Below are 14,664 nucleotides of genomic sequence, written 5' to 3'. Positions count from 1 at the left end.
AAGCTGCGTTAGGGACTTGCACCCGTTAGACTATGCCCATGTCGGGCGAACACGAAGACGCCTCATCATAATCACTACGATGAGGCGTTTTCATTAGCAACGTAATGCTAACACTAATTTATTTAAGAGAGAAAAATTTACTATTTTATCTCTACCGCTTTATTTATACGATATATCAAAAGCTCATAATGTGAACGATCAGCTTCAGGCATAGCTGAAATACTCTTTTCTAACATATCTTTCGTACGCATCAACAGATCGAAATAATATGCAGCAACTTTGGTCTGATTCGTATAAATAGGCGGAACAGAGGAGAAACCACTTATTTCTTCAGGAGCCTGCAAAGAACGCAAATAATGTTCTACATTCTCTCCTGCACGTGAAGCTGTCAGACTAATTTCCGATTTCCAGATATCAGCAAACGACGTCTTTGAAGCCTTAAAGCTACCAATAGGTGCAGTCACCGTAGAGGTGGCAATAATACTTTCCAGAAAAGCAGTCTGAAGAGCTTTCTCAACATTATCCAACAGACGGTGCTTCAGAGTTCCTTCCCACACAACATTGTAAATATTATCCAAATATTCGGAAGCCGTATAAGCTGTTTCCGGGAAACGTTCCGTACACACTTCAATATAAGGCAGACGATTAAAGATATTCTTGAAAATATCCAAACGCATCATATCGGTTTTCTTATCAGCAATCGTGAAATCTGTAGCACGAGCGGTATTCTCCATCCAGTCCAGGTCCTTGGCCAAGCTCAAAATCCTGTTCAATGCAGCTTTTTGTTTCTCACGATCTACCATCGAAAAACTTGGAATCACATCTTTTTCACGAATATCGTTCAAATAGATACCTCCAATATAGGAAAGAACCGCATATACACGGCTATTCAGGCGATCGCAAAGTGCTGAGTATACCCTCTTACGCATTGTCATATCCTTGTCTCCTTTAGAAAACCAAGTATAATAATTTTCACAACCTGTACGGATATTAGGAAGCATATAATCAAATGATTTCAAATGATCGTCTCCCAAACCGCCACGACTATTACGCGGATCTGAATCGAAACGGGGCTGACTGCGTATATAAGCATAACGAGGGTCTCCTGTGTGTTGACGAATCCAGCTATCCAGCATCGCTTTCTCTTCTTGCAATGAAGAAGCGTAAACAGGTTGATACAGATATTTAATAGCCAGCTCATCATACGGTCCGGGCTCCGTATTAACCAAGCGCACTCCTCTCCGGACATCATCTGCCGTAGCTACATCATTAATCACGACCCCTCCCATTACAGAAGAAGCCAGACCATACTCTTGCGTAAATCTGGCAGAACGCAAAGAGTCTACCGGATAAGCAACAGAAGCTCCCCAGTTTGCTGCAAGTCCCAGTCCCGTTCCTACTGCCTGAGCAATAGCAGCCTGCATCAACTCACCTTGCACTTCCTGCGGGAAAATAGTAGTACGGACACGAGGATCTATTGCTACAGTTGCCGCAATACGGTCTACATACTGTACACTAATCAAGTTTGCATTAATCAAAATAGAAGCATTCAAGATCTCACCGGTACGAGCATCAGAATGAAGGGTTGTTTGTGCTGTATTCATCCATGAAGCAGAATAACGGATAGTCATGCAATCCAAACTATGGGCGTTAAACAAAGTATCATTCTTGGGAAACTCCTTCACACAAATCACATTCTTAAAACCAATCTTTTCAAAAGCTTTATTCCAGGATTCTGCTCCGGCTTTAACATAAGAATGCCATTTAATAGGTAACAAGCTATCAATATAGAATACTAATTGCTTCTTCGGTTCCACCAGTTCACCCCGACGGTAAGCAGCTGAATCCGAAGGTTCAATCCGCCAACGCTTTGCATAACGTATATTCTTCACCTCTTGCCCGGCCCCGGCAAAATCACTTTTCAACTGTGTAGTCAATCCAAGACGTGAATCTGCCAGACGGGGAGTCATTGGCTCTTCCGGCAAAACACACAACATCTTATTTACCACAGCCGTCAACGGAACATTCTCATACATACTATAAGCTCCCATCAAAGTATGATTCACCTTATATACCAATTCTTCACGAACTGTGACTTGATTTCCAGAAGCAGAAACGCCCAAAATAGACGATTTATCAGATTCTAATGAGTGGTCGCGAGATACAAAACCATAATAGCCGTTAGCTGAAGTCGATGGGAAAGGTTTAGTAAAAGCTGAACCTTCCAAGAATAAGCTTTTCATATTCACTACAAGAGCCGAACTATCCGGTGTACATGCCAACACCTTAAAACTCTTGAAGATACCCGGATTATGTGAATTATTCAGTGCACGGGCAATATCAGAGTCACTACTCGTATTGACAGGTTTGCTCAACAAAGGCATACGTGCCACGATTGTAGAATCAATCATCTCAAAACGCAAACGTACGTCTGTTCCTCCCAACTGTCCCGGTGCACCTTCCCCACCGTCACTCGTATTTTCTATAGAGGAAGTCAACAGCAGTTCCCGTCCTAACATAGCAACTGGAAACTCGACATACACTTTATCTTCCACCTTATGAATAGTCATCAGCCCATGAGCTGTCTGTACTTTCTTGTCCTTGAAAAGCTTCTGATAAGGTGTTAGTACTTCTTTCTTTTCCTCTTTTTTCTTCTTTTTAAAAGGCCAAATCGCATTCCCCTCTTGTGGCAGGCAACACATAAAAAGAAGCAATAAACAAAGTATCTTACTATATCTATTTCTCATACTTCCTATCATTTTAATGCCTGATCAATTTTGTACAACAATAAACGATAATGACGTTGCGTATCAGCGGAACCGGTAGAAGCGCTTGATGCAACCAGACTACGGATTTTCTTCAGTTCACCGAAATAAACGTGTTCCATCGGTTCCAACGGAGCCTTTAAATCAACATCATCTTCAAAACCGCTAATTTCTTCCAAACGGGCTGCCTGCATCTCGGCATGTTTATTATTGAAACATCCCATAAATTCTTCCGAGATGATACCAAAACGCTCACGCGAAGCAGCCTTCAGCCATTCAGGAATCTCAATAATACCATACATGTCCGTAATACCTTTACGAGTCGCATTTTTAGCAATCCCAGTTACAGATCCTTCTATCAATTTTGTCAAATAATTCATCTGCAGACGCATCTCCGTATCCGTTAGTGTTTTTCCCGCGCGCGTTGATGCCCATACAAAACGTTCGATATCTGCCAGATATTCTTTTTGAGTATAAGGAGCCGATGTCGCCTTGTCCGAACAAATAGAAACAGCACCACAACGGGATAGAATACCATCAATAATCGCATTCTCCATCTGCATAGCGACAGAAGTACGAATAGGAAATTCCTTCAATGTTTCGCGTGCATCCAACCAAGAAAGATCTTTCAGTTCATTCAACAAGAAATTCAATGCTTTCTTTTGTTGCTCTTTTGATACTGTCTTATAACTCGGACGCTGATCTCCATCATACCGTTCATTCAAATATATACCTCCGATATCAGCCAACACAAAGCTCAAATAACGAACATATCCATAGACGACCTCATCATACAAAGCACTACGGAATTCAAAATCCTTGTCTTTGTCTGCCACCCATTCATTGATATGTTTCAGGATATATTGCAGATTACGACGTCCATACTCTGAAGCCTTCACAGGATCATCTCCCAAATCTTCTTCTACGGAACTCGGATCGAAGCGACGTTTGAACTGCTGCTTACCATAACGATACTTAGGATCATCCGATTTCTCACTGATCCATTTGTCTAATATAGGAATTTCTTCTTCAGGCGTTTTTGCTTCAAATATCGGCTTATACAACCAAGAGATTGCATAATAATCATAGACACCAAGTTCAGGAGGCGTCATACGTACTCCTTTTTCCTTATCACCCGGCTGTGCTATATAGTTGTTTCGGGCATAATCCATGATAGAATAGGTCGTTCCGTATTCTTGAGTAAATTTCGGATCACGCAGCAATTCTACAGGAATAGAAGAAGACCCGGCCATATTATGCATCAGAGATAAGGTATGTCCCACTTCATGGGAAAGCACATAAGCAATACAATCTCCCAACAAGTCTTCACGCAACACAACATCCCGGACATCCTTATCTGCCGGTGCTGTTTGCAGGAAACGCCAATATTGTACGAGTTGTACGATATTGTGATATACTGTCACCGAAGCATTGATGATTTCTCCCGAACGAGGATCGATCCACGAAGGTCCCATCGCATTCGCCACTGTAGAAGGAGCATAACGGATACAAGAATATTTTATATTTTCCGGGTCAAAGTCCGGATCGTCTTTAGGAAAATCCTTTGCCATAATTGCATTCTTGAAACCAATCTTCTCAAATGCTTTCTGCCATACCTCAACACCTTTATGAATGTATTTGTTCCAGCTTAAAGGAAAGGCATCATCAATATAGAAAATAATAGGCTTCTTTGGTTCTACCAATTCTCCACGCAGATATGCGGCAGAATCCGACGGTTCCAGATTCCAACGATGAGCGATATGGCGGGTACGCAATCCGCGTCCTTCGGAAGCAAACTCAACAACAGAGTGTTCGAAAATACCAATACGCGGATCGGCATAACGATGACGCATCGGCTTTTCCGGCAATAAGATAAAGCTACGGTTCATCACAGCCGAGAAAGGCATATTCTTTATTGCATAACTTCCTTTAGCCCCTACACTTACTTTATAAGTCAGCAAGGAACGGACACTGATATTGTCTTCAAAACCTTTAATACCTTGTATAAAAGAGCTTTCTTTTTCAAAATTCTTATCAATACTTCCTCCCATCATTTCTATCAGAGAATAAGGAGAGAAAGGAGAAAGCATCTTCTGGTCACTCAACAAGTATCCGGTCATATCAAACACAACGGCAGTGCTGTCATTATTATAAGCCTTTATTTCGAAAGTCTCTGCAATAGCCGGCATCGTACTACTCTGTAAACGCTTTTTAATCTCCCGATCATCCGAGAACTGTCCAGCTTGTACACGACGCAATGTAATCGTCGAATCACGTTGTACAAAACGAATCAGGAAAGGATCGCCAGACTTCTCACCTACACATCCAAACTGATTGTCCGTAGTCTCCGCAATTGTAGACCCCAACAGAATATCCCGGTTGAGCACTTTGAGCGGCAACTCAAAATATACTTTGTTGTCAAATTGGTGAAGAGTAATGAAACCTTTTGCCGTCGTGACCTTTTTGTCTTTAAACAGCTTATCATACTTGGTTTCTTTTTTCTCTTTCTTTTTTGTCGTAGCTTCTGTAGAAGCTTTCTTTTTGCTTTTCTTCTTAGCTATAGCGGGATTAATCATAGCCCCGCATAATACAACTAAAAGAAGTAAATAAATTTTTCTCCGCATTTAAATTTTATATATTTAATAAATCAATACTTACCAAGAACCACCGCGAACAGTCTTGAGCTTATAAATAACTTGAACAATATTTCCAAAATCTCTTTCTTTGAATGCGATCTTCTTTTCACTATCACCAGTCTTTATGACCTCTTCTATTACATCCTTATATAGATTGAGAACGTAAAATTCCCCATCTTCTGTCCCTACTCCGGCATATTGCTCATAAGAACCTCCACCAGTAGTAATAGTTGTAATATTGTGGGTAAATGTATGCAGTTTAATCAAACGCTTACCCATATCACCATCAAACTTATAGAGATAGAGAACATTATCCCGACTAATCAACAAATAAGGTTTCCCTTCTTCTTGATAAAAACAAAGAGAATACAAATTTTTAGCTCCGTTTCCAATAATTCCCTTTAATTCACTCACTTCATTCTGGGAAACTACCGTCGCTGCTTTTCCATAATTACTAATTCTAAAGTCTTGAATATATAATTCTCCTGTGCTTTCTTTTTCAATTACAGCTTTGTAACCACCGTCAACATTACTACCATACTCTTGATATGCATATACACCCACATGATGTACCTTATAGCCAGCCATATCATCAATGCGTGCCCAATTCGGATGCGCTTCATAAATCTCTTCATTTTGCACGACAGGTGCTGTTACTCTACCTGAATACACTGCACCCGTATAAGAATCATAATCACAAACCTGCAAATAACGTTTAGAGTTCTTATCATACAGCAAAACACCATACTGATCCATAAAACTCGGTTCAAATACAATCATTGTTCCGTCAATCGGATTTCCATTATAAGAAAGCACCTGATCATTCAAGAACTGACTAGTATTGAATAATTCATAAGATTCTTTCACACGTGTATAAATTCGACCATCTGTACCAACTGCCATAGAAAGCAAATAAAGATCATATACTTGTTGCGGTTCAAATCCTTCGGGATAACCACCATTTATAAACATATCAGCTAATCGGCCTTCAGTGTGATAGGTACTTCCGGAAATGTCAACACACCCCTGACCACCTTTTTGAACGAGCCAAAGCCAACTAGTTTCATCCTGTCCTCCCCACTGAGTCACAAAATGCTGATTAATAGAAACAGGCGTGCTTCCCAACATCTCTCCACCATTAGATAAAGCGTAAACATCTTTGGTTACAGCACAATCATAAACATTCTTCTTGTTTCCATCCTCTTCCACCTCCTTGGTTGTCGACCGCAAATAAGACAACATCGTTTTTCCGTCTTTTTCAGATAATACCACCCAACCGTCATTGACGTAAACAGAAGTAATTGAAATCATTGTTGTTCCATAATAAGTGATCCCGGTATCTTGATCTTTAATTGCCAAACGCAAATCTTTATACTGGCCCTCTTTATCGACTATCCATTTCAAAACTGGTTCTGTAGAAATCTCCGTACCATCAAAAGTCCATGAATAAGTAAGAGATTCAGATTCCACCCCCTGAGAGAATGTCAATTCAGGCTGGATATTTATTTCATCTCCCAATACGAATACATCATTGCCATCCGGCAATGGCAATGTTATTGTTATATCATTCATTATCTGATAGTCGTAATTTCCTTTATCTTCATAACAAGAAGACAATAATCCGACTACAAACACTAATATCGCTAGAATATATTTCATTTTCATATATTATATTGTCCTCAAATTAATTAACTGGTACAGTCATTGGCTTCCCGTCTTTCTCCCGCAAATCATAATCCACAATAGCCTGCTTCAAACGTAAAGCACACAAACGTTTTTGTGCAGTATTCAGATTACCAAAATCCGCAGCTTCTTCACCTCCATATTGCACCAATGCTTTATATTTCTCCAAGCTATAAGTCCCTAAATAGTTTCTCTCTACAGTTTTATTCCACCATAACGGTTTACTTTCTACAGCGTTAAATACAATCTTGATGGTTTCATATTGCTTAACACTACCTGCAATATATTCATTAGGCTCTATCTTCAACATCAAAGTCACATCCTCCTTCAAATGTTGTGTTTTTATCAATTTCAGAAGAAATACATCCTCCGCTACATTAGGCTTAAACATTGGATTAGCCGGCAACTCATAATTCTCAGCCAATGCAGTTGTCTTATCGGCAACAACACTCACCTTGTAAGGAGTAGGAACAGCAAAAGGATCACCAACTAATCCTAAAGAAAGCTCTACGGACAACTCATCGTCAAGAGGATAATTATTAAAAGAGACCTCTACCGCCTCCTTATTCTCCTCAGCTTCCATCAATTCACTAAAATACAAATACTGCTTACCGCTATATGCTTCTATTTTATCCTCTGCACAAGAAAAGAATAGCAATGCAAAAAGAGATAACAAAATATACTGTTTCATATGTATATACGTTTTATTTACGTTAAATGTCTTCATTTTCCGGGCGATCAAAAACAAATTTCACATCATCTGCAAACGATTTTCTGTCGAGACGTTTATATAGAAAATAAAGTTGCCCCTCACCAATCAGCTCCTTACGTACTTCTTTCACCAATTCATCAAGAAAATTCTCCAATGATACAAAATTAAACGTTTTTGAAATCATCCCCCGAGCCGAACAAACCGTTTCCAATGCATTTGCAGCAGTCGTAAAATCATTAGTACGTGCCGCATATTCTGCTATAATATAATACATTTCGCTCAATCGTAAAATAGGAATCATATCATAATCATTTGTTCCTTCTGCAATCAGATACTTCTTGGAATAATACACATCCCCCGCAGCTTCTACCATTGCAGACGAAGCACGTTTATCTTCCTGTGAATCTTCAAAAATATCCGTCTTATTAAACCAAAACCGTGTTTTACTATTTGTATCTGTATAAGGACGATATTCTTCTTCCAATGTAATACGAGAAAGAGTAAACAAAATACTTTCGCTATCTTTCATATCCTCTTTCAAACTCGTATGTTCTACAAATCCAAAAAACTTAGAGTCATCTATTTTCGCCTCAATTACTTCCATTGCCATATCGTAGGCCTTCTTATATTCTTTTTCCCACATATATACCCGTGCCAATAAAGCAGTAATAGCATAGTAATTCATGCGATACCCTCGATAAGCAAAAAATACATCTTTAGGAAGCTCAGAATTTATTCCTTTTGCAAACATACGGCATTGTGTCTCCATCCATTCCGGATGCTCTTTTACATCGCACGTTGCCACTAAATCACGTGCTTTTATTAAATCGTTTTCTATCTTTTTCAGTATCTCGACATTCGGATAATACGTAGTACTAATCACCGGATATAAATCCACATACGGCATATACGCCTTGCCGTCATCCGCTTCCATAGAAGGAGCAAACGTACGTAGAATATCAAAATGAAATAACGCCCGCAATGCCAAAGCCTCACCGTGAATCAAATTTTTCTCCATTTCCAATTCTTGAAAATCAGCAGGTCCAGCTTCACTAGCCATCTGAATCAAATGATTACAGCTGGCAATACCGTTATATCCGTTTGACCACAAATTAGATATTACAGATTTTACATCCGCATCATCATACTTAAATTCAGAAGCCTTATAGTAAGTAGAAGTTGTCTCCATATACTCCGGCAAATACTGGTGTCCAAGAACTTCTATAAATCCATAACTTAAATTAGAGCCATAAAGAGCCGTTGCACCCAACTTCAAATAAATGCCATTCAACGCATTACGAAGATCAAGGTCATCCTCATTGACTTCATTGCTTGGCGCCACATCCAACCAGCTGCAACTACTCATAAGCAACATGGTAAGAAATGAAAGTATTGTATTTTTTCTTGTTATCATCTTAATTTATTTCTAACTTTACACTTGATTATAAACTCATCTTTACCGATACAGAAAAAGAACGAGAATAAGGGTAATCCAAGCCACGTTCAGCACGCACCGTAGAAGTACGGAACAAATCATTCCCCGATAGCTCCAAACGTAACATTCCCAAATGATATTTCTTTAAAACTGACGAATTAAAATCATATCCAACTGTCAGAGAGTTAAATGTCAACACATTATAATCTTGCAAAAAACGACTGGTAGGACGTGTTGTTGCAATCAGATCCGTCTGTAACTTTCCATAAGGAGTACGATCACCAACATGCTGCCAACGATCGGTTAGCACACGACGATCTACATTTTGTGAAGAAACACGTGCGTTTTCGACTTTACTTACCAAAGTAGAGTTATAACGTTGTCCTCCAAACTCATACATGAAACTAGAAAAAAGTGTGAAATTCTTCCAACGGAGATTCAATCCAAATGTCCCTTGAGCTTTCGGCTCTTCATTTCCTATCACAACTTGGTCTGCCGCACTCCAATCATAGGTAAGAGAACCATCTCGTTTAATAAAAATTTCACGTCCATCAGCAGGATTAATACCTAAAGAACGAACTCCAAAAATAGAAGTCAGAGATCCACCTTCCACATATTGCAGATAAGTTTCCGAATACTTTTCGTCTGTTCTGTTCCACGCCTCATCATAATCGTCATATTTTGCAAGGACTTTATTATTGTAATCTTTCAGACTATCTGATATTTTCAGAATCTCATTCTTATTATGAGCTAAATTAGCGAATACGGCCACTAACCAATCTTCATTCTGAAAAACATTACTTCTTAACTGAATCTCGAACCCTTTATTCATTACTTCACCAATATTATCTTTATAGGTGGTAAAGCCTGTAGAGCTAGGTAATGTCACATTATTTACCAAATCAACAGTCTTTTTGCGATAGTACGAGAAATCCATCTGAAGCAATCCTTTAAATATATCCAAATCAACTCCTATATCCCAGTTACCAGTTTTTTCCCAACCGAGATTCTTATTTCCCATTGCCATCAATTGGGCGCCAATCCCAGTCTTGTACCATTCATTATTAATAATCTGATAAATAGTTTGAGCTTCATAAGGAGAAAAGTCAACCTTACCTGTCACACCATAAGTTGTACGAATTTTCAAACGATCCAACCATTTCAAATCTTTAAAGTAATCGTAATTGTGTATATTCAGACCAATACCTCCCGAAAAGAAGGGTGCAAAACGTTGCTCCGAACCAAACTCTGAATTCCCATCAAAACGAACGGAAACATCGGCAAGATAAATATTATCATACGAATAATTAAACGTTCCAAGTCCACCTAACAAACGACTTTTTGAGTCAGAAGCAGAAGGATTGCCGGAAATAGAATGTGCATATCCCGGAGATGAAAGATTGCCGGAAGGGAAACCGCGATAATCAATCGCAAGTCCCGTACCTGTACTTGAAGTAGCATTTACACCAACTAAGAAGTTCAAGTTATGCTTTTTTATGCTACGATTGTATGACAATGTCATTGTAGCATCCCAACTTAGACTATTATTAGTCACTACATCCAACTTACCAGATATGACGTTATTAAGCCCTAAAATATCATCATTCTGTTTCGAACGCGGATCAAGAAAATCATTTGCTTCAGAGTTCGACTTGGTAACGCTGAACTGACCTTTCAAAAGCCAATAAGAATTAATATTCCACAATAATTCGGTATTATTAATCAACTCCCACGATTTATCACGGCTATAGTTACCAAGCGTAGCTTCATACAATGGGTTAGGACTACCGGCACTTCCATTCCATGGATAAGTCGTTTCCAAATATCTGCCATTCTCATCCAGATATTCATCATATGGAAGTTTAGAAGTATAATCCGAGAAACTGCCATAAGGAGAATCCGCCGATTTGGTATATGTATAAGAAAAGCTATTCCGCAACTGGAAAGATCCCAAGCGATAAGACAACGAAAGCCCACCAGCCATACGGTCACGAAACGACTCTTTCATAATCCCGGCATCTTTATTATAAGAGAGATCAACTCCCCAACGCAGGTCATCCGTACCACCGTCCAAATATATGCTGTGTTTATGATTAAACACTGTACGAAGTGGTTTTGATAGCCAATACGTATCAACGCCCCGTACTACATTATTCAACTTCTTATTATAAATCTCATCTAACGATGCTTGTTCTGATACATAATTATCTGCTTTCGGATCTGCTTTAAACAAGCCGGCCGCAACTTCTGTTTGAAGTTTCTCACGAGCATTCATCAGGTTATAATCCGTTAAATCAGGGTATTCTAACGTTCCTGTAAAATTATAACTGACATTGATCTTACCCGGCTTAGGAGTCACTGTTGTAATAATAACGACACCATTTGCAGCACGAGAACCATACATTGCTGTAGCAGCAGCGTCTTTCAAAATAGTGATGCTTTCAATGCGGCTAGGATCCATATCATACAGCTTCTCTACACTGATTTCAAATCCGTCCATAATAAAGGTCGGAAGATTAGGATTATTCTTCAAAGCAGATTTGGAAAGGCTTTCTGCATCCAATTCTGTTGTACCGATACCGGATCGTCCACGGATGTAAAGTTCCGGTACGCTATTCGGATTAGATCCCATCATATTGTTTTCAGCAATGCGGAAAGAAGGGTCAAACACCTGCAAAGCCCCCAGCACATTCGTTTTTGACACAGACATCAGTTGGTCTGCCGAAACTGTTACAGAAGTACCTGTAAAACTATTCTTGCTAATCTTCACATAACCGGTCACTACCACTTCATCCAGCTGTTTTGCATCCGGCTTCATCACTATTCGTAACGGTTTCCCATTGGTAACTTTTACATTTTGAGTGGTCATACCTAAATAAGATACTGTCAAAACAGGGTTAGTCTGATTCAATAAAGTAATGGAGAAATTCCCTTCAACATCTGTTACTGCAGAATGCTCTGTTTTCAATAATTTGACATGAGCACCCGGCAAGGGTCCTCCTCCTTCATCAACTACAACTCCAGTTACAGTTTTTTCTTTTGGCTGTTGATATACAATAGTCACAATATTGCCTTCAATCTCGTAAGTATAGCCTGTATTAGCCAATACTTTATCCAAAACTTCAGTGATAGGTTGCCCCTTACTTTGGATCGTGATACGAGACATACTCTTTACTTGCTCAGTGTTATAAATAAAGTTCAAACCTGTCTGAGCTTTCACTGCATCAAAAAACTCTTTAACTGATGCAGACTTTAAATCAAGGGATACTTTCATTGAATTAGACTGCGCTGTTGCCGATATCGGTGCGAACAACAGAAAAATAATACAGAGAGACATCACAATACGCTCTCTGGCCCTTTTTATTTGCATGACCTCCTCCTTTTTAGTAAATGTGGTTAATAATTGTTTTATTCTCTTCTAATAATAATAGCTTCTCCTTCAACATCCATTTTCAGATGAGTAACTCTTTGAATTGCTTTTAATATAGGAATTATGGAACCGTAACGATCAAGGTCACCGGTAAAACGTGTTGTCTTTATATCTTCATCTTCAAACATAACTTTCTTATTATACCAACGAGATATCACCTCCATAAGGGTTTCCAAAGAACAATTATCAAATACAAAACGTCCACTATTCCAAGCAACATAAGGTTCTATATCTACCTTACTGATTTGAACCTCCTGTGTTGCTTCATTTAGTACAGCCAATTCTCCCGGATGTATCCTATGCTCATCTCCCTGATTAGAAAGAACACTGATAGATCCTTCCACCAATACCACTTTCGTGACTCCGGCTACATGTGTATTGACATTAAAAGAGGTACCATATTGCTTGACAATCCCATTTGCCGTTATAACCCGAAACGGACGTTTATTATCTTTAGCTATTTGAAAATAAGCCTCTCCGTCCAGATAAACAGTACGGCTAACTGCGCTAAAATGCGACGGATACTTTAAAGTCGTATTATAATTCAAATGAACTTTTGTTCCATCCTCAAAGGTGAGCCAAAATTCACTATCATCATAAGTGACTAATTTATTATTGTCAGTAACAGAGACTTCCTCATTTTCTGATTGCGTTTCTTTCACAACTTTAGAAGAGGGCACCGACAAGATAGCCGAGTCCTGCAATGATTGATTGGTAACCGATTTCAATTCAACTTCCTGCCCACCGGGCAATACAAGAGTAGCTTTCTGCTTTCCCATCTTTTCCGACCGCAACATTGCCAATTGATCGTCCTGTACTCTTACGGGTCCGATATCGGCATTTCGCCACATTCCCATCCAAATAGCAGCACCAATAATTATAGGTATCATAAGGATAGCAGCATATTTCCAAAGCATCCTGCGATAGATTCCACGAACTTGAAAATGTTTCTCCTGAAAGATTTCCCAAGCCTGTTCCTCGTCTATTGTTGCAAACTGACGATATCTTTCAGACAACTCAGTATCTTGCATTAGACATTCATAATTCTTTTTATTTTCTAAAGAACTTTCAATCCAAGCCTGCAATCGTTCCTTTTCTTCTTCTGAAAGCTGTCCTAGTAGCTGATCATGAATTACAGAATTTATATTTCTTTTGCGTTCCATTATATATTTTGCATTATTATATAAAAGACGACCAAACAAATAAAATGAGGGACAAGTTAAAGCTATTTTTTTTCAGGAAACATCTTTTTTATGGAAGAATAGACAAAAGCAGTGCAAAATGATATGAACCTAATTTTTTCCTGAGAAAAGACATTGCTCGTTTCTTTTGTGTCTTAACGGTCTCGAGAGAAACATAAAGTGCGGCTGCTATTTCCTCATTCTTCTTACCTTCCATATACAACAAAAAGACTTGCTTGCAACGTTCCGGCAAAGAGTCAATGGTCATAAAAAGTTGACGAAAGATCTCCTCTGTGAAGAAATCATCTTCTTCCTCATCTCCGACTCTGTATGCCTGATGTGATTCGATAATCTTTTGCAAATAATCAAATTCAACATCCTTATGCTTGAGATAATAATTGAAGCATTCCGGACGGAATTATATAAATAGGCCTTAAATGACACCAATGACTTAAATGACATTTGCTTTTCCCAAATGGTAGAAAACAGTTCTTGTACAATATCCTCTGCAGCTCCAGATTCCCCTGTTATCCGTATTGAATAACAAACTAATGCCTTATAATAAGTCTTATAAAGCATACGGAAAGCTGTAGCATCCAGTTTATTTATCTGTTCTATGGAAATCTCTTTGCTATCCATTTTGGGCATTTTGTGCCAAAAATACAATTAAATAGCGATATTCCATACTAAATACACTATAAAATCGTTCAGAGCATATCGCAAGAATTTGATAAAGATTTACATAACAAGTTACAACTCTGATACTAAAAAATCGAGTAGGAGGAAAACGAAAGCTTTCTTCCTACTTTCGTTTTCCGACCT

7 protein-coding genes and 1 pseudogene are annotated in these 14,664 nt (G+C 38.8%); all 8 read right to left on the bottom strand.

Going from position 1 to position 14,664, the window contains the following annotated elements:
- Nucleotides 1-140: 140 nt before the first annotated feature.
- Nucleotides 141-2,747 (bottom strand): zinc-dependent metalloprotease, encoded by a 2,607-nt coding sequence (locus tag ACT8YW_RS17765; protein ID WP_444106507.1) that lies wholly within the window; start codon nt 2,745-2,747, stop codon nt 141-143.
- An 8-nt stretch (nt 2,748-2,755) separates the two neighbouring features.
- Complete coding sequence (locus ACT8YW_RS17760; RefSeq protein WP_444106505.1) at nt 2,756-5,341, bottom strand: zinc-dependent metalloprotease; 2,586 nt, start codon at nt 5,339-5,341, stop codon at nt 2,756-2,758.
- 78 nt (nt 5,342-5,419) lie between these two features.
- Nucleotides 5,420-7,060 carry a PKD-like family lipoprotein gene (locus tag ACT8YW_RS17755; protein WP_444106503.1) on the bottom strand — a complete coding sequence of 547 codons (1,641 nt, stop codon included), beginning with the start codon at nt 7,058-7,060 and terminating at the stop codon, nt 5,420-5,422.
- Nucleotides 7,061-7,085: 25 nt separating this feature from the next.
- Complete coding sequence (locus ACT8YW_RS17750; RefSeq protein WP_070099507.1) at nt 7,086-7,775, bottom strand: DUF4843 domain-containing protein; 690 nt, start codon at nt 7,773-7,775, stop codon at nt 7,086-7,088.
- Between the two features lie 22 nt (nt 7,776-7,797).
- Nucleotides 7,798-9,210 carry a RagB/SusD family nutrient uptake outer membrane protein gene (locus tag ACT8YW_RS17745; RefSeq protein ID WP_444106501.1) on the bottom strand — a complete coding sequence of 471 codons (1,413 nt, stop codon included), beginning with the start codon at nt 9,208-9,210 and terminating at the stop codon, nt 7,798-7,800.
- A gap of 28 nt (nt 9,211-9,238) precedes the next feature.
- Complete coding sequence (locus ACT8YW_RS17740) at nt 9,239-12,601, bottom strand: SusC/RagA family TonB-linked outer membrane protein (RefSeq protein WP_444106499.1); 3,363 nt, start codon at nt 12,599-12,601, stop codon at nt 9,239-9,241.
- A 38-nt stretch (nt 12,602-12,639) separates the two neighbouring features.
- Entirely contained in the window at nt 12,640-13,824 is a 1,185-nt protein-coding gene (locus ACT8YW_RS17735; RefSeq protein WP_444106497.1) for a FecR family protein, read from the bottom strand.
- Nucleotides 13,825-13,912: 88 nt separating this feature from the next.
- Nucleotides 13,913-14,481: pseudogene (locus tag ACT8YW_RS17730) on the bottom strand (RNA polymerase sigma-70 factor).
- Nucleotides 14,482-14,664 lie beyond the last annotated feature (183 nt).

It is taken from the genome of Bacteroides sp. (genome assembly GCF_052357945.1).
GTDB lineage: Bacteria > Bacteroidota > Bacteroidia > Bacteroidales > Bacteroidaceae > Bacteroides.
The sequence above is the reverse complement of the archived record's forward strand: the minus strand, read 5'-3'. Positions and strand labels throughout refer to the sequence as shown.

Bases quoted from the DNA above. Each gene is read 5' to 3' on its own strand.
- ACT8YW_RS17765 (WP_444106507.1), bottom strand. From the start codon at position 2,747: ATGAGAAATAGATATAGTAAGATACTTTGTTTATTGCTTCTTTTTATG.
- ACT8YW_RS17760 (WP_444106505.1), bottom strand. From the start codon at position 5,341: ATGATTAATCCCGCTATAGCTAAGAAGAAAAGCAAAAAGAAAGCTTCT.
- ACT8YW_RS17755 (WP_444106503.1), bottom strand. From the start codon at position 7,060: ATGAAATATATTCTAGCGATATTAGTGTTTGTAGTCGGATTATTGTCT.
- ACT8YW_RS17750 (WP_070099507.1), bottom strand. From the start codon at position 7,775: ATGAAACAGTATATTTTGTTATCTCTTTTTGCATTGCTATTCTTTTCT.
- ACT8YW_RS17745 (WP_444106501.1), bottom strand. From the start codon at position 9,210: ATGATAACAAGAAAAAATACAATACTTTCATTTCTTACCATGTTGCTT.
- ACT8YW_RS17740 (WP_444106499.1), bottom strand. From the start codon at position 12,601: ATGCAAATAAAAAGGGCCAGAGAGCGTATTGTGATGTCTCTCTGTATT.
- ACT8YW_RS17735 (WP_444106497.1), bottom strand. From the start codon at position 13,824: ATGGAACGCAAAAGAAATATAAATTCTGTAATTCATGATCAGCTACTA.